The organism is Nicoliella sp. ESL1149, assembly GCF_058107265.1.
The window spans coordinates 1,283,068-1,301,447 of sequence record NZ_JBYLUE010000002.1 but is presented as its reverse complement, the minus strand read 5'-3'; the positions used below and the strand labels follow the sequence as shown (position 1 = coordinate 1,301,447).

General features: G+C 40.0%; 8 protein-coding genes. All 8 read right to left on the bottom strand.

Annotated elements, in window-relative coordinates:
• Positions 1-1,383: 1,383 nt before the first annotated feature.
• The 8 genes from AC3B6G_RS06305 to parC all read right to left on the bottom strand — a co-directional run bounded on the left by AC3B6G_RS06305 (position 1,384) and on the right by parC (position 18,380).
• Complete coding sequence (locus tag AC3B6G_RS06305; RefSeq protein ID WP_489849537.1) at positions 1,384-3,042, bottom strand: hypothetical protein; 1,659 nt, start codon at positions 3,040-3,042, stop codon at positions 1,384-1,386.
• Positions 2,984-11,368 carry a hypothetical protein gene (locus AC3B6G_RS06300; protein WP_489849536.1) on the bottom strand — a complete coding sequence of 2,795 codons (8,385 nt, stop codon included), beginning with the start codon at positions 11,366-11,368 and terminating at the stop codon, positions 2,984-2,986. Before AC3B6G_RS06300 ends, AC3B6G_RS06305 begins: the two co-directional genes overlap by 59 nt.
• A 266-nt stretch (positions 11,369-11,634) precedes the next feature.
• The gene (gene yjeM, locus AC3B6G_RS06295) at positions 11,635-13,167 is read right to left on the bottom strand and encodes a glutamate/gamma-aminobutyrate family transporter YjeM (RefSeq protein WP_489849535.1); all 1,533 of its coding nucleotides are present in this window, start codon (positions 13,165-13,167) and stop codon (positions 11,635-11,637) included.
• A 17-nt stretch (positions 13,168-13,184) separates the two neighbouring features.
• Complete coding sequence (locus AC3B6G_RS06290) at positions 13,185-13,556, bottom strand: hypothetical protein (protein WP_489849534.1); 372 nt, start codon at positions 13,554-13,556, stop codon at positions 13,185-13,187.
• A gap of 290 nt (positions 13,557-13,846) precedes the next feature.
• A complete protein-coding gene (msrA, locus tag AC3B6G_RS06285; RefSeq protein ID WP_489849533.1) occupies positions 13,847-14,362 on the bottom strand; it encodes a peptide-methionine (S)-S-oxide reductase MsrA in 516 nt (171 codons plus the stop codon).
• A 15-nt stretch (positions 14,363-14,377) separates the two neighbouring features.
• The gene (msrB, locus tag AC3B6G_RS06280; protein ID WP_489849532.1) at positions 14,378-14,803 is read right to left on the bottom strand and encodes a peptide-methionine (R)-S-oxide reductase MsrB; all 426 of its coding nucleotides are present in this window, start codon (positions 14,801-14,803) and stop codon (positions 14,378-14,380) included.
• Positions 14,804-14,960: 157 nt separating this feature from the next.
• Positions 14,961-15,890: a manganese-dependent inorganic pyrophosphatase gene (locus tag AC3B6G_RS06275; RefSeq protein WP_489849531.1), complete on the bottom strand. Its 930-nt coding sequence runs from the start codon at positions 15,888-15,890 to the stop codon at positions 14,961-14,963.
• 48 nt (positions 15,891-15,938) lie between these two features.
• Positions 15,939-18,380, bottom strand: a complete 2,442-nt coding sequence (gene parC, locus AC3B6G_RS06270) for a DNA topoisomerase IV subunit A (RefSeq protein ID WP_489849530.1) — start codon at positions 18,378-18,380, stop codon at positions 15,939-15,941.

Here is an 18,380-nt window from a genome sequence, read left to right as displayed (position 1 = left end):
CGGAATTGGATGCTTCTACAGAATACTTATCAGCATCAGTAGCAGCAGCAGAAGCTTCGTTCGCAGCATTACTTGCATTCGCAGCGGCATGGGAAGTATTAGATGCACTCCCACTTCCGGCACTGGCAGCATTCGAAGCCGTATTGGCTGCAGAACTGGCCGTATTAGCAGCGGAACTAGCGGTACTACTATCGTTAGCAGCCGCATTACTTGCCGCACTAGCGGAGTTCTCTTGACTTTGGGCGTCAGAAGCCGCACTAGCGGCCGCACTCGATGCACTGGATGCAATGATCGAATCCGCACTCGCAATCGCTTCAGCCGATGAAGCAGCGGAACTATTTCCTTGACTAGCAACAGAACTAGCCACACTAGCAGCCGAACTAGCATCCTTAGCAGCAGAACTGGCTAAGGAAGCCGCACTACTTGCGACAGTATTATCAGAAGCAGCCCGACTGGCAGCAGATGAGGCAATGATACTTTGTGATTGCGCATCGGAAGCAGCGGAACTTGCTTGACTAGCGGCACTCTTAGCAACTGACGTTGCTGAACTGACCGTGGAGTTCTTTGGATTTGCAGAAGCGATCGCAGCCGCAGAGTTAGCGTCGCTTTCCGCAGCACTGGCATTCGTAGAAGCACTTTGGGCGTTCTTAGAAGTACCTTGAGCATCATTAGAAGCAATGGTAGCAGCCGAACTAGCTACGGATGAACTAATTGCAGCCCCAGAAGCAGACGCACTAGCTCCACTAGCTTCAGTAGCTGCCTTTTGAGCACTACTATCAGCGGCACTAGCAGATTGGGCACTAGCAACTTCATTGCTGATCGTAGCTAAGATACTGTTAGCGGAACTTTCATCATTGATAGCTTGACTAGCTGCACTTTGAGCAACCTTAGTTTGACTGTCGACCCCATTAGCGTAACCTTGGGCACTACTGAACAAGGTGTTGGCACTGGAAGCAGTTTGCGAATCTAATTTTTCATCATTTGATACTGCAATGGCATTTCCAGCGGCAGCGTCATTAGAGATTTGCGTAGCAAGCGAGTTAGCAGATACAACATAACTAGAAGCAACACTTTGGGCACTCGTCAAACTATTGTAATTAGTTTGCGCACCGGAATAAGCCCCACTGGCAATGGAACTTTGTTTGGTAGCATCAGCGCTTAAACTATTGAGTGCACTATTAGCATTGGAGATCGCTGCTGAAGCACTAGCGATCACTGAGTTCGAACGGTTCATAGAATTAGTAGGACTCAAATCGGTCATCTTAGCGACCGTTTCAGCATAACTAGCACCTTGACTTGAATCCGCACTGACAACCGCAGAAGCACTTGCTGCTTGGGAATTAGCGATCGAAGCTGCAGTGATGTCGCCACTTGCGGAATTAGCTAAGGAAGCAATGTTAGAACTGATACTACTGATAGCGGAACTAGCAGAACTACCACCACTGGCATTACTTGCGTTCGAAGCAGCCTTGATGGCAATATCAGCCATCGAGGCGAACTGGCGACCGCTTGGTCGCTGATGGCCTTCGAAGCAGCTACTGAGGCACTTGCAGTCACACTACTTGCAACGGAAGCGGCACTCGTAGCAGCACTTTGGTAACCACTCATACCAGCTAAGGCAGTATTAGCTTGGGAAGCAAAGGTACTACCCAAACTATTGTTACCTTGCGCAAAGGCACTATTTGCTTGCGATACCAAGGAGTTGACTTGACTAGCCGCAAAACTAGCAGTGGTATTATTACTATTTGCCACACTAGCCGCACTGGATACTTCTGTGGAGTAACTTAATGCAGCGGATGATTGAACGATCGCATCGGATAAGGCCGCACTAGCAGTATTAGATGCCGATTTAGCAAGACTATTTTGACTGGATACCACGGAATCACTAGTGTTAGCACTGGCAATACTTGCAGCAAGCGAAGCATTGTTACTTACTGTGGTGTTGAAGCCACTAGTAGCGTTCGCAGCAGAAACCGCTTCACTAGCGTACTTAGAAGCGTCAGAGTTAGCAGCATTGGCACTGGAAGCAGCCGCACTCGTTGCATCTGACATACTATTAGCAGAACTAGAGTTCCCACTGTTGGCTCCACTTTGGGCGTCACTGTTGGCACTCGAAGCTTGACTGGCAGCGGAACTGGCAGTTGAATTATCGGCACTGGCAGCATTAGATGCGTCACTAGCAGAATCTGCAGCACTCTTAGCCGCACTAGCAGCGGAACTTGCTACACTAGAATCAGCCTTAGCCTTGGAATCAGCAGAACTAGCGGATTGTTCAGCGGATGAGGCAGCGGAACTATCCCCTTGTGAAGCAGCCGAACTGGCGATACTGTGAGCAATACTTGCTTGTGAAGCAGCCGAACTAGCATCAGAAGCCGCACTGGATGCGGTATTAGCATCTGAACTAGCTTGACTAGCATAACTAGAAGCCTTAGATGCATCTGATTGGGCATTCGAAGCAGCGGAACTGGCCGTACTTGCCGCACTCTTAGCAGTCGAAGCAGCGGAACTGATCGTACTGTTACTTGGGTTAGCAGAGGCCGCACTTGCGGCGGCACTAGCATTGCTAGAAGCTGCACTAGCTTCAGAACTAGCACTTTGGGCACTATTAGAAGCCGAAGCAGCATCAGAAGCAGCGGAACTGGCAGCCGAACTGGCGATCGATGAACTACTACCGGCTCCATTGGAACCAGTGGCAGCACTGGATGCTTCGCTGGCTTCACTGGAAGCCTTGGAAGCATAACTATCGGCGGCACTAGCAGCTTGGGCACTAGTCAAGGCCGCATCAACGGAGGCCTTCGCAGCATCAGCAGCTGATTGATCACTAGCCGCACGAACCGAAGCACTAGAAGCCGAACTAGCGTTCGATTGCGCAATAACCGCTTCACTTTGTGCATTCGTAGCATCTTGAGCAGCAGCTTGTGAAGCAGTATTTACAGAATTACTGTAAGCATCTCCAGAAGCTTGGTTACCAGCCTTGTAGTAACTATTGGCAATTAGCATAGCTAGAAGCGTTCGATGCCTGGTTACTTGCATCGGAAGCATAACTATCAGCACTGGAGGCAGCAGTACTTGCCGCACTCTTAGCACTAGCAGCTTGACTAGATGCGATCGCAGCGTCACTAGAAGCACTGGAGGCAACTGAACTTGCTGAAGTAGCAACACTAGATGCAGATGCAATCACGGGGTTACCAGAGTTAACGGCATCGTTAGCGATTGAAGCAATGGCACTAGATGTAGTATTGATAGCATTAGAATCATTGATGACTGCAGCATCAGCAGAACTAGTAGCACTAGCGGAATCAGAAGCGATCTTAGCATAACTATCAGCCGAGTTAGCAGCTGTCCGTGCTTGGTTAGCAGCGTCACTGGCATTCGCAGCCGCTTGAGAAGTGTTAGATGCACTATTGCTACCTGCGGTCGCAGCACTAGCGGCCTTGGAAGCAGCCGAACTAGCACTATCGGCAGCATTGGAAGCAGCGGAACTATCGTTAGCAGCGGCCGTAGATGCAGCTTGCGCCTTACTGTCTTCGTTCTTAGCGTCAGCAGCGGCATTACTTGCGGCGATCGAAGCACTTTGAGCAGAATTAGAATCATTACTTGCAACAGCAGCAGCGGAGGAAGCCGTGGAGCTATCACCCTTAGAAGCAGCGGAACTTGCCACACTAGCAGCAGAACTGGCATCGGAAGCTGCTTTACTTGCGATGGCAGATTGTGAACTAGCAACCTTGGCATCTGAACCAGCTTGACTAGCCGCACTGGATGCGATCGCAGCTTGACTAGATGCATCGGAAGCAGCCGAACTAGCCACACTGGATGCAGATTGAGCAACAGAGTTAGCAGAGCTTACCGTAGCGTTACTTGCGTTCGCAGCCGCAATGGATGCCGCAGAACTTGCGTAACTAGAAGCCTTAGCGGAGTTACTAGATGCACTTTGGGCATTAGCAGAAGCATAGTTAGCAGCATTCGAAGCATCAGAAGCATATGAACTAGCTTCAGAGGAACTACTACCGGCTCCATTAGATCCAGTGGCAGAAGCACTCGCAGCCTTAGCTTCAGAACTTGCCAAAGAAGCACTGCTATCAGCTGCACTAGCAGCTTGAGCAAATCCAGCTTGTAGTGATATATAAAAATCAACGTTGGAAGCACTACTTTCATCACTAATAGCTTGAGAAGCAGCACTTTGAGCTACAACTGTAGCACTAGACAATATTGTAGCGTCATTACTAACATTATCAAGAAGTGTATTAGCTAAATCGATAACATTTTGAGCATTAGATTCATCAGTTGCAACGGCCGCAGCATTTCCAGCTGCAGCATCATTCGTCATCTGAGTATTGTAACTATTAACACTTGATACATAACCATCAATGGCATTCTTGTATGTTGCAAAACTTGCATAAGCGTTAGATGCAATAATATATTCACTTGATGCAACAGAGTTCGCAGAACTAGCATCAGCACTGTAGGAACTCAATGATGCTAAGTCACTCTTAACAACACTTGATGCACTAGAAATAACAGGATTTCCACTATTAACGGAATCACTGTAAATACTGTTTACAGTACTTGCAAAGTTACTACCATCATTATAGTAACTATTAACTTTCGTGTCAGCTAAACTAGCAGCAATTGAGGCTTGTCTTGCAGCATCAAAAGAAGCACTTCCAGAATTAGCTAAAGATGCGATATTTGCACTAATGCTAGTTGCTTTACTACTTGCAGATGATCCACCTGAACTAGCACTATCGTTGGCTGCTTGACTAGCAGCCGTAGATTCAGCAGCACTAGCAATATCTGAATCAGCCTTTGCTCTATTAGCATCACTTTGGGCACGTTTAGCAGCAGAACTAGCAGCAATTGATTGGTTACTTGCGATTGAATCAGCAGCATGTGCATTAGAATCATCATTTGAAGCCGCAGTTGATGCTGCAATTACAGCACTACTGTATTTATCACCATCGGAAGTGTCACCACTAGCATAAGCAGAGTTAGCAGCACTAGCATTAGAGGAAGCAGTAGATGCTTGAATAGAGGCATCATTAGCAGCTGAACTAGCAACAGCAGCAGCAGAACTGGCAGCTGAGTTTGCACTAGTTGCATCATTGCTTGCACTAGTTGCATCATTGCTTGCAGCAGAAGCATCATTAGCAGCTGAACTAGCAATTGATGCTTGACTACTAATGATTGAATCCTTAGGGTTAGCACTGGCAATGGATCCAGCTAAACTAGCATTGCTTGATGCTTGCTTTGCATAACTGGAAGTTTCAGTAGATGCACTACTTGTTACTACAGAATCTGACTTAGCACCGGCAGAACCATCAGAACCACTAGCAAATGAAGCAGCTTCACTAGCTGCCTTCTTGGCGTCACTAGCGGATTTACCAGCGTCAGTAGCAATCGAGGTTGCACTACCACCCTTATTAGCAGCATTAGCCGCACTTGAAATGGCATTACTATCTGCATTAATACTGTTATTCAATCCACTTAATTGGTTATAAATAGATGTTAGAGCAGAAGAAGCACTAGAAACAGTAGTTGCATCCATACTTGCTTGATTTGCACGATCAGTGGCAGGATCAACATCACTCTTGGCATTGGAAATTCCTGCACTAGCTGCTGAACTATCTTTTGCACTTGAGGCCGCTATATAAGCATTCGAAGCATAACTGTACCCTGAATTTGCTAAATCAGGCATTGAACTAATAGCATTAGCTTCGGAAGCCGCAGTACTTCCAGCAGATTCAACACTGCTTGCTAATGAAGCTAACGATTGAACCAACGACCAGTTGCTAGCCATGTCTTTAGCAGCTGAGGAAGCAATCGAATTATAACTAGAATATGACGTATCAGTAGAGTGATTACTGGTGTAAGCAGCCATTGAAGCCGCAGTTGAACTAGCAGTAGAATCATTATTACTAATTTGACCATCAATATTAGTAATTGAATTATATTCAGCATTAGCACTCGCAATTGAAGCATTCAATGAACTGATGGCATTTGAATAAGTTGAACTATCAGACTGTGCTTGGCTCATTAAGCTGGTTGCAGTATCCATGTCACTCTTTGGATTATACTTATTAGCATTAATAATATTAGTTTGATTATTAATATCATTAGCAGCATTGGAAATTACGGAATTAGCAGATGAAACTGTACTTTCAGCTGTTGATGCAGCAGTTGATGCAGCCTGAGCTGAACTATTAGCTTGGTTGGCATCAGAGGCCGCTTTATTAGCAGCTGAAGCAGCTGAATTCATTCCAGAAACAGCAGCAGAAGCAGCAGCTCCAGAAGGGTTATTTGCTATAACTGATTTAGCAGAAGCAATAATGCTACTAGCACTAGCTGAAGCTGAAGAAGCTGCAGTAGAAGCTGACCTAGCAACTGATTCAGCACTTGAAGCTGTTGAAGCTGCAGAACTTGCTGCATTCGAAGCAGATGAAGCAATGGTCGAAGCAGAATTAATTACAGATGCATCCGAACTAATTGCAGAGGACGCAGATGTAATTGCACTTTGAATTGTTGGGCTCCACCAATTAATCGGAATAAGAATTTTGGCAGCATCTGAAGCCAAGCTTGCTGTATTTTCAGCCGAACTAGCAATACTTGAAGCCGAACTATTATAATTAGAAGCTCCAGTATTAGCATCACTTGCAGAAGCAGCAGCACTGGATGCAGCTGCTGATTGTGCAGAGTTATTAATAACTGCAGCACTAATTTCTGCACTAGCATGATCAACATCTGAACTTTCTTGACTAGCAAGTGATACTAAACTATCAATAACCTTAGCGTCACTACTTGCTTCAAGACTAGCCGCACTTAAAGAAGCAATATCATTACTAATTTGAGCAAAAGAAGCGTGAATACTATCATCAGCACTAGCTACGGCACTGGAATTAAGTGATGTTTGAGATGCTAAATTTTCAATGTCATTAGCATAGACACTAGCAATTCCAACATAAGCACCAGCTTCAAGTGAAGTATTAGCATTAGCATCTAATGATTTAGCAGCAGTCATATTGGTTACAACTTGAGCACTTTCATTTGTAGCTTGAACTAAAGCTGAGCTAGCTGCACTTACAGCTGAACTGGCAACACTAAATGGAGTTAGTACAGCAGCACTAGCGGCTGAAATATCAGCAGATAAGCTTGCAGCTCTTGAATTAACAGCGGATAAACTAGTACTCCATGCACTAATAAATGTCATCCAATTATAAGTACTAGAAGCATTAACAGCAGAGTTTGCAACTGATGATGTGTAAGAAACAATTGATGTTGCGTAATTACTTCCATATGTTGGATAACTGTCATCATTATATTCAGATGGAACTGAAAAACCACTTGTAGCGTTTGCATAAGATGCCTCTGCTGATGCTACATTAGATTGAACTTGTGGGTAGTATTTATCAGCAATTGCATCTGGTTTGTTACCAAATCCATCATCATATCCACGTTGATAGTGAATATCCTTTTTTACAACAGCCTTATTATAGTTCGTATCAATTTGACCTTGTTTATAACCTTTAGAATATTCCACACCGTCATTATACATAGTAGAGTTATTACCAGTATCGTTAGTGTCTCCCTGAAGATTATTTTCACCATCAATGTAAGCATGGACTTCCACGTTGTCTTGCTTCTTAAGCTTGGAAGTGTTAATTCTTGCAGAAACATCAAGCTTATAGTTGTTATAAGCAGTATCAGCTATTGATTGATATGCTTCTGGAATAACAAATGAGAAACGTCCATCGCTCCCGGTTTGAACAAAATAATTTTTATGTGTGTCATTAGTATCAGTTGGATCATTAGAAGATAACCCATTTGGAAGATCAGCATTAATAAGATCAGCAACATTGGGTTCACCATCTGAATCAGTTGTTCCTAAGTCTTGGGTAAGCTTAATGAATGCACCTGGTGTTGCCCATCCACTCATTGTATGAGTGGCTTGGTCATAATGAACACCAGCAACTTGAACGTCAGCAATATGATCCAATTCCAGATATCTATTAAAGCTAGTGTTAGCAGGAATCGTAGTTGCATTATTATTACCAGCTTGGGTCTGAACATTAATGTTTACACCATCAGTTGAAGCATTAACTCGTAGATATGGGCCATAGTTATTTCCATATTGAGTGGTAACAGATGCATATTTGGCACTCAACGAAACATTACTATTAAATAGTTGACTGGCCGATCCAGTATTCTTAGATAAGTCTAAAGTAATCTTTTCTGGATCAGTAGCATTGAAGTTAGTACCAGAAGAACCACCACCATAAATTAAGGTGACTGCACCAGTACCATCTGAAGACATATCAACTTCCGCTGTATTATCCATATTTACAGTTCCCGAACCTACTAAATCAAGAACTTTATTTGAACTACCACCCATATTAGTTCCAGTATAAGTTAACTTTCCTTGATTAGTAATATTAATTGATGATGGATCTTGAACGGAAGTTCCACCAATATAAATAACTGACTCTTTTGTTTGAGCACCATTAAGTGCGTTAGAATTATTATTTCCATCAGGACCAGTAGAATTAACGTTAAGTTCTGCTCCATCAACAATGTTAATATGTCCACCACCATTGGAAAGAGCACTACCTGCAACGTAAATAGCAGTAGGAATTGTTGAAAGATCAGCAGCAGTTACATGAGGGTTAATATTTAAAACAGATCCAGCATTAAGATTAACATTCCCGGAACCAGTTAGATAAAGACCTGCATTACCACATGAAGTAGAATCTTCACCACTAGAACCTCCACCAGGTGCTAATGTTACAGTCGCATCGTGATCAACAGTAAAAGTAGAATTTGTATTAAGGCCTAGTACACCTAGTTCAACAACATTCCCATTCATAGTATCAGCATTTAGAGTTGATCCTGGTAAAACTTCCATAGAAGCAACCTGAAAAGCCTGTTGATTTCCAATTGTCGAACTTATATTTCCTTCTGGAGTTGCTAATGTTTGAGATGCTCCAGTTCCTAAAGTTGATGGATTATAGCTTGTACTTGCATGGACATTAACTGTACTTGCAATCTTATCATCATTAATATTAAAATTAGGATTTTGCGTATCAGGGGTACTATTAATATTACCAATAAATAAATTAGTTGTTCTAGCATAAGCTAATTGTGAACCAGTGTAATCAAGGTTATCGTAGTACAAATTTTTAGAAGAAGATGTCCGAGCAGTAATAGGACCAAAATAGTCGGTACCATAGGTAATCAAGTTTTCAACAACAGTATTAGTTGTCCGAGAGTCATAAGAAGCTCCTGCAAAATCAACAGTTGTTCTGCTTCCATCCATTTGTAATCCATTAACTACAAATTGAGATGTATTTGCAGAATGAACTTGAATATCATCATTAGTTCCTGGATACTTGCTCCACAAATTAAAGTTTGCGTCAACGTTAATTTGTGTGATTCTACTATTCTTCATTGCAGCATCAAATTGTTGAGCAGTAGAAACATTAATAATTCCAGTTGCTGTGGCAGCACTATTTGCATTTTGACTGGCATTAAGTGCAGTATCACTTGTTTCGTTAGATACATTTAAAGCGTAACCACTAGCTGTGCTATATAGACTGCTTCCTGTTGAGGTGGCATTTGATGTCGCAGTTGATTGCGAGTTCATCGTAGCAGTTAAGCTATCAGATAATGATTTAATATTACTTGCATCGCTATCGTTAATTGAAGATGCAGTATTGGCATTTACATAAGTTGATAAGTATTGAATAGCAGCGGAATCAGACGTTGCAAAAACACTGTATAAAACATTGTTATTAAATGCACTAGCTTGAGCAGAATATGCGGACTTAGCAGCAACGTAATCACTGTATGCATTTCCAACTGGATAACGAATTGAGAGAATCCGCGCCTGCTCAACTGCTGATGCAGCAACCGACATGTTGGTTGATGCAGTGGCATAATCTGCATTAATACTATTCATGTAAGTAGTAGCACTTTGAACTTCAGCACTAGCACTGTCATAAATTTCGGAATTGGTTTGTTGAGCACCACGATATTCAACCCCGAGTTCATAATCTACCCCATCATCTGAAGCTGAGCTGTTATTAGCATTAGAAGCAAAAGCTCTTACCATGGCATCATTAATGTCTGGATTATCATTCAAGATTGTTTGAAGTTGGGAAATCGTAGCAGCTGAATTATCAACAGCAACCGAATCATCATTAACTTGATTAGCCTTAGTTACAGCTACATTAGCTGCTGATAACGCTAACTTAGCATTGTCAACATTGCTATTACTACCAGATTGTTCTGCATCCAGGCTAGCATATTGATGGGTTTGGAGATTAGCAGAAAGAACCGCTGTGGTATTAGCACTGGCGGTTAAGTTATGCATGGATGCGCTTTGAACAGTAGCGTTTAATTGAGCAAGTGCACTATTTGCAAGTGATTGTGTATCATTATCACTAAATTTATTCCAAAGTGCTTGGGCAGTGATTGAAGCATTGGTGCTCAAGCTAGCCATTGCAGATGAAGCATTATTCGAGTTAACGACTGCATTAGCTAACGCATCATCAGCAATGGAAACCGCACTCTTACCATGATCACCAGCAGATAGACTAGATGCTGATGAACCTTGGGCATCAGCAGAGTTTGAACTATTGGTAGTTGCTGACCCTAAAGAAGCAGTCTGATTGACTGTTGTTTGGACTTTTTGAACTTGTTCTTCACTGGAAGTGGTGGCGTTAGCGTTAGCTTGTTGAATTGTACTTTGGTTCAATTCGTTAGCACTTGCACTTGCACTTTCATTATTACTATTACTACTTACAGCTTGATTGGCTTGCGTAGCATTGTTGTATGTACTACTTGGTGTTACGTTCGTAGAATCAACTGTATTCTTAGTTGTTTCACTACTTATACTTACATTAGCATTGATATTGTTACTTGAAGCATTACTACTATTGTTACTACTCTTTTGATCATAATTTCCAGAAACTTCTGCACTCTTAGCATCAGTTTCACTACTGCTTTGAACAGCAGATTCAACACTCGCACTTGAAACATCAGCAGCGTTGCTTGATGTTGAATCACTTGAAGCAGATTCATTCGAGCTTGTGTCTGATGAACTTACAGTAGCTTCACTACTACTAGTATCTGATGAGCTTGTATCAGACGCTGGCGAAGCATTACTACTATCATCCGAGGAATAACTTTCTCCAAAATTAGCATCAGAAGTAGTATCAGCATGAACAGTTGTGGCATTGGAATGAACCATTTGACTCAATCCGTATCCACCAATGACAGTGAATAATGAAGCAGAAACAACGACCCATTGTTTCTTAACTTTCTTCATTATCTTCTTATCATTAACTTTCTTAAATTCAAACTTATTGTATATCATTATCTCACCCTATCTCTTTCCAGTGAAAACTAACATTAAATTGTATCTATTTATACATATTCTTATTTTAGTTTATTGTCTATAAATAATCAATAATAATGTACTTTAAAAAAAATTTATTTTTCAAGGCTTTTTAAATGTTTTATCACTTTTATCATCAAACCAAATTGGCATAAAAAAAGAATTACTATAATATGATTATAGTAATTCTTTATAAATAAAAACTATTTACTCATTTTTTAAATATTACTTTCCGTTTATAAATATTATTTTTGTCTAATCAGGCTTCTGTTATCATCCAACATTCTCTTAGCACGGTGATGAATTCCAACATAGTACATTGCAATTGAAACTAATACGAACAATACAGGTCCTGCAAATGTCCAGAAAGCAGTTGCATATTGATGAGACATCAATGGGTTAATAAAGTTCATTGCAACGGCAAAGCTCATTACTAATAGTAAAATTCCAGTTGCGCAGTAAGTAGAAGCCATACTGTGGAAGAAAACAACTTTCCGCTTTAAATCTTGACGTTTCTTGAAGAAGATAAATCCAATTACGATAAAGTAGTATGGGAAGATCGATCCAATGTTACCCATATCAACAATGATTTGATAGAATTGTTGACCATTCTTACCAGTTAATGAAATTAAACCTAATGCAACAACAATAATTCCACATTCAACCCACATTGCTCCAGCAGGCATGTCATGTTTGTTGAACTTAGCGATTCGTTTTGGCCATAAATCTTTTGAAGAACCAGCAATCAGCCCTTTAACTGGGGAGTAAATCAAAACAACGATCAATCCAACCATTGGAATTAAAGAACCAATTGAAAGAATCCGAACTAAGACCCCACTCAAAATCTCACCAGTCATCGTTGACCAACCAAATGTATGAGCTAGGCTTACACCTAAGTTACCGAATAAGTAGAAACCATTGTTGTAAAGGTTAACGTTCTTGTTACCCATAACTTGAAGCCAGTTAGTAGCTAATCCACACATCATAATTCCTAAGATGTATAAAGCAGTCATAACAACAGCAATCCACATCATGGCCTTAGGGAAGTCTTTTTGCGGATTCTTCATTTTATCAATAAATCCACTAGAAGATTCCATCCCACTGAATGCAAACATTGCATAAATAATGAACGACATAATTGCTATTGGTGTTTGAAAAGCTGGGTTTGGTGATTTAATAAATGAACTGATTCCATGAATTGGTTGAGCCATTTTACCATTCACAATGGCAATCACGGCAGAAGAAATCATGAACATAGCAATAACACTAAGTGAAACCACTCCACCAATAACGGCGGTAATCGCAACCTTACGAACCCCTTTAGTTGCAAAGTAAGTTGCAATAACGATAAAGACAATTCCCATTAGAGCGGCAATTTCATTACTATCCAAACCACCAAGGTGCCATTGTTCACTAATATCCTTCCCAAAAATAGCTCCGGAAATGTTGACCCCTAATCCAGAAACATTTTGTAACAGGTTAATAACCCATAGACCAACCCAACAAAACGTTCCAATAAAGGCCCATTTCTCACCAAAGGAGTAAATCAACCAAGAATAAAAACCACCATGGTCATTTTCAATTGCTCCACCATACTCAGCAAAAATCATTGCTAATGGGAACAAATAAAAAACGGAACTCAAAACATACCAGATAATACTGGCATAACTCATTTGGTTATAACCAGTAACAATATTACTGAAACCAAATTCAGTTGCTAAAACGACTAAAACTAACTTAGCAACGGAGATTTGATCTTTCTTCTTTTCATCTAACATCTTCACTCACCCTTTATTTAAAAGATTCCCATAAATTTACGACGTGGTAATGGTAATCGACTTTTAGCAACTTCTTGATCAGCTGGTATATTATCAATTGCATCTTTAATTGTTAAGTAGTCTTGATCACTAATTACATGGTGCTTACTAACGAACACAGCAACTTTCATATTATATGGGTCAGCTGTATTTTTGTAACTCTCTTCACTAGCTACGAATAATGGCCGCATTTTAACCGCTTTATTCATATCCTTTAAAGTAACCCCCAATGTAGCAGTGGCTAAATCGAAAATTTCATTTTGATCATCAAAATTAGCTTCATGGGCTAATTGAAGATCCTGATTAATATAATCAGTTAAATCTCTCAATTTATGATGTAACTTTGGCAATTCATTCATCCCCCAGAACTTTAAAATTGTTTTTATCTTAGGTTAAATTTTTCTTAAAGTCAAACCAAAAACACCATCAATGTTAGATTAGGTTACATTTATTAGAATTTATAATAAAAAAGTCCATTTGCATTAATTACAAATGGGCTTAAATTATTTATTTAATTTTAAATTCTTCGTTCGGATGTAGCTCGGAACAGGTACAATGACGGCCTTGTTTTTGAATTTGTTCGCTTTGAAGCTCAGTAAATTTATCAATTGCATTTCGTTTACTCAAAATTTTTCCTACTTTACTTTTGCCAATTCTTCTTAATGAATTGTTCACGACCGCCGCTCATTTCCATCATTTCACGAAGAGGATTCTTTTTATAGAAGTCTTGATGATAATCTTCGGCTGGATAGAATGGTTTTGCATCTTCAATTTGAGTTACGATTGGAGCATCAAATTTTCCACTGTCTTGCAGTTCTTTCTTTGATTCTTCAGCAATCTTACGTTGTTCAGGACTATTAACAAAGATTACGGGACGGTAACTATCACCGCGATCTTGAAATTGACCTGAAGCATCAGTAGGATCAGTTTGATGCCAATAAATTTCGACTAATTTCTTGTAAGAAATCTTCTTTGGATCAAAAGTAATCTTAACAGCTTCAGTGTGACCAGTCGTATGACTACATACTTCTTCATAGGTTGGGTTTGGAACATGTCCACCTGTATATCCAGAAACGACCTTTTCAATTCCTGGAATTGTATCGAAAGGTTGAACCATGCACCAGAAACATCCACCAGCAAAAATTGCAGTATCCATATTTAAAACACTCCTTTATTTAAAGTACTTAACGTAATCGCCATAGCCTTCTTCTTTTAATTTATCAACTGGGATAAATTTTAAGGCTGCAGAATTAATACAATATCTTAATCCGCCACGATCCTTAGGTCCATCTGGAAAGACATGACCTAAATGAGAATTAGCATCTGTACTTCTAACTTCATTTCTTACCATTCCATAAGTGGTATCAATATTGGATTTAATATTATCTTTCTTAACGGGTTTCGTAAAGGCAGGCCAACCACAACCAGAGTCATACTTATCTCTGGAGGTAAATAGTGGTTCTCCACTAACAACATCTACATATAAACCATCTTCAAAGAAATTATCGTACTTTCCCGTATATGGCATTTCTGTCCCCGCATTTTGAGTTACATCATATTGTTCACGGGTTAATTTACTTTTATCATAGTTTGTCATTATCTCACCTCATATATATTTATATCGTACACTACATTCTTATATACTAATGATTTTTAGAATAAATGCAAACAATATGTTCTCAAAAATAAAAAACGTTGAAAAATCCAAAGGGCATGAATTCTCAACGTTTCATTATTAAAATTAAATTATTAAATTAGTTCAAAGCTTCAGTCAATGGAGGAACAACTTGTTTCTTCCGAGAAACAACGCCAGGTAAGTTCATTGTATCATTATCATCTAACTTACCATTGAATGCAGTTTCAACAGCATTCTTAGGATCACCAGTAACGATCAATGCTGAATTACTGTCTAAGACGTTAGTAACTAAAACAAGGTAGAGATCAAAACCATTTGCTTTAGCAGCCTTGTTCATAGCGTCCTTGATTTCATCACGACGACTTAAAATATCTTGTAAGTCGACCACGTTGATTTGATCAATTCGAACGCTCTTGCCATTCATGTTGAAGGACTTAGCATCTTCATCAACTAATTCATCAGCAGTCTTACTAGCAACGTTCGTACCAGCCTTAAGCATCTTGATTCCATATTCTTCGTAATCAACGTTTGCAATCTTAGCTAATGCTTTTAAAGCTTCAGCATCTTGATCAGTAGCAGTTGGTGACTTTAATAGTAAAGTATCAGAAATGATAGCTGACATCATTAACCCAGCTAACTTAGCAGGAATGTCGATGTTATTTTCCTTGAACATCTTGTATAAGATGGTTGAAGTACAGCCAAGTGGTTCTGCACGATAGAAAACGGGAGCAGCGGTGTTAAAACCGTTAATTCTATGGTGATCAACAACGTGAGTCACAGTAAGGTCAGAAATATCGCTAACACTTTGTTGTGGTTCGTTATGGTCAACTAACATAACAGAATCAACTTCTGGCTTAGCAGCCTTGATTACTCGAGGAGCTGGTTCGTCAAAATAATCTAAAACGAATTTTGTTTCTTCGTTTGGTTCGCCTAAAGCAACTGCTTCTACATCGTAGCCCTTTTGGGTTTGAAAGTAAGCAAACGCCTTAGCGGAATCAATTGCATCTGTATCCGGATTTTGGTGACCAAAGATAAGTTCTTTACTCATAGTTAATTCCTCGCTTTTAAATATAAATTTATTTACAAATATATTTTATCACAAATCAATCGGTTTGCTAATCTCAACTGGAATTCCCTCTTTATCGATATCAATTAAGAAGGAACCATTTGAAACTCGTTTCCCTAGTGGATGATCATTTGGGACAACATCATGTTCTCTGGAACGATCAGTATAAATTCGAAGTGGTTCAGTAATATTTTCAGTTGTAAAAATTGCTGAAGCCACAATTTCATGCGGATCAGTTTGGAGTGGCTTCAAGACCTGAACTCCCCGTCGAGCTCGAGCAGTAACTGGCACTTCACTCACTGCCATGTTCTTGTAAGCTCCCCGTTGAGTTACGATAGCTACATAATCAATATCACTTACGATTTGGCAAGTGGCAACTTCATCGCCATCTTTTAAATTAATGGAACGAACTCCTGTACTCTTGGCACCCATTTCAGAAACTTCATTGGCTGCAAACCGTAATCCCATTCCTTGTTTCGTTAACAACAATACCTGTTGATTATTAACGCTTGGAAGATATTGAACATCAATGACCCGGGCATCATCATGTTTTAATTTTTCAAATTGGTAAGCATGACTACGATACGTTCTTCCGGGAGTCAATTGTGTAAATTTAGTAAACTTAATATATCCATCACTTGTCGCAACAAGGAATTCACCAGGTTCTTTCAAACTATTGAAAGCAAATGTATTAATGATTCGTTCATCACTATCCAAACCAATCGTTTGAGAAATATGTTCCCCCGTGTCTTTCCATTTGGCATCTGTAATTTCATGGACTGGACGATAAATAACGTGCCCCTTATTCGTAAACATCATTAAATGATCAAGGGTATTCAATTTATCGAGGAAGATTGCATGATCATCCTCTTTCAAGCCATCCCCATCACTAGAAGATGCCTTATAAGAACGAAGACTACTGCGCTTCAAATAACCATCATGACTAACCAAGACCATTACATCTTCATCAGCCACAGTTACCTTAGTGCTAATTTCAAGATCTTCAATTTCATTTTCAATCTTAGTCAACCGCGGAGTGGCGTATTCGTTCCGAATTGCCATTAATTCATTCTTTAGGACCAAATCAAGTTGCTTGTTATCGCTTAAGATCTTTTCATAGTTACTAATTCGTTTCTTTAAGTCCTTAGCTTCTGCTTCTAACTTAGTTACATCAGTATTAGTCAAACGATATAATTGCAAGTTAACGATTGATTCAGCTTGAGGTTGGGTAAATTCATATTTATCCATTAAGTTTTGCCGAGCTTCAGACTTGTTATCGCTATCACGAATCGTCTTAATAACTTGATCTAAAATTGATAACGCCTTAATTAATCCTTGAACGATTTGTTGACGTTCAGTCGCTTTTTTAAGGTCGTATTGAGTCCGTTTCTTAACAACTTCTCGTTGGTAATCAAGATATGAAGTTAAAATGCCCTTTAATGATAATCTTTCAGGACGCATATTGTTGATTCCAACCATATTAAAGTTATAAGAAATTTGTAAATCAGTATTCTTATAAAGGTAATTTAAAATCCCCTTAGTATCTGCATTTCGTTTTAATTCAATTGCGATGGAAAGACCACTCCGGTCACTTTCATCCCGGACTTCAGCAATTCCTTCAACCTTATGATTGATTCGTAATTCATCAATTTGTTTAACCAATTGAAGTTTGTTAACTTCGTACGGAATTTCAGTAACCCAGATTAAAGATTTATTTCCTTTAATTTTTTCTGTTCCGGTTTTAGAACGAACCATAATCTTACCACGACCGGTTTGATAAGCTTTCTTAATTCCATCAAGGCCTTGAATGATTCCCCCTGTTGGAAAATCAGGGCCTTTAATATGTTTCATCAAACCTTCCAAAGTGATATCCGGATTAGCCTGTAAGCTAATTACGGCATCAATCACTTCTCCTAAATTATGGGTTGGAATTTCGGTTGCATAACCTGCGGAAATCCCAGTTGATCCATTTACAAGTAAATTAGGAAAACGTGATGGTAATACGGTTGGTTCCTCTTCAGTATCATCAAAGTTAGGAACCCAATCAACTGTATCCTTATCAATATCACGAAGCATTTCGCCTGCAATCTTACTTAAACGAGCTTCCGTATAACGCATGGCAGCAGGGGGATCACCGTCCATTGAACCATTATTACCATGCATATCGATCAATGGTTCCCTTAATTTCCATGATTGGCTCATTCGAACGAGTGCTTCATAGATGGAACTGTCACCATGGGGGTGGAAGTTACCCATAACGTTCCCAACAGATTTAGCTGATTTACGGAAACCTTTGTCATAGGTATTGCCATCCTTATTCATGGCGTATAAAATTCTTCGTTGAACTGGCTTTAAGCCATCCCGCACATCCGGTAAAGCCCGTTCTTGAATAATCGATTTTGAATAACGGCTGAACCGTTCTTCCATGATTTGTTCAAGAGTAAGGCGTTCAATTTTTTGACCATTCTTCAA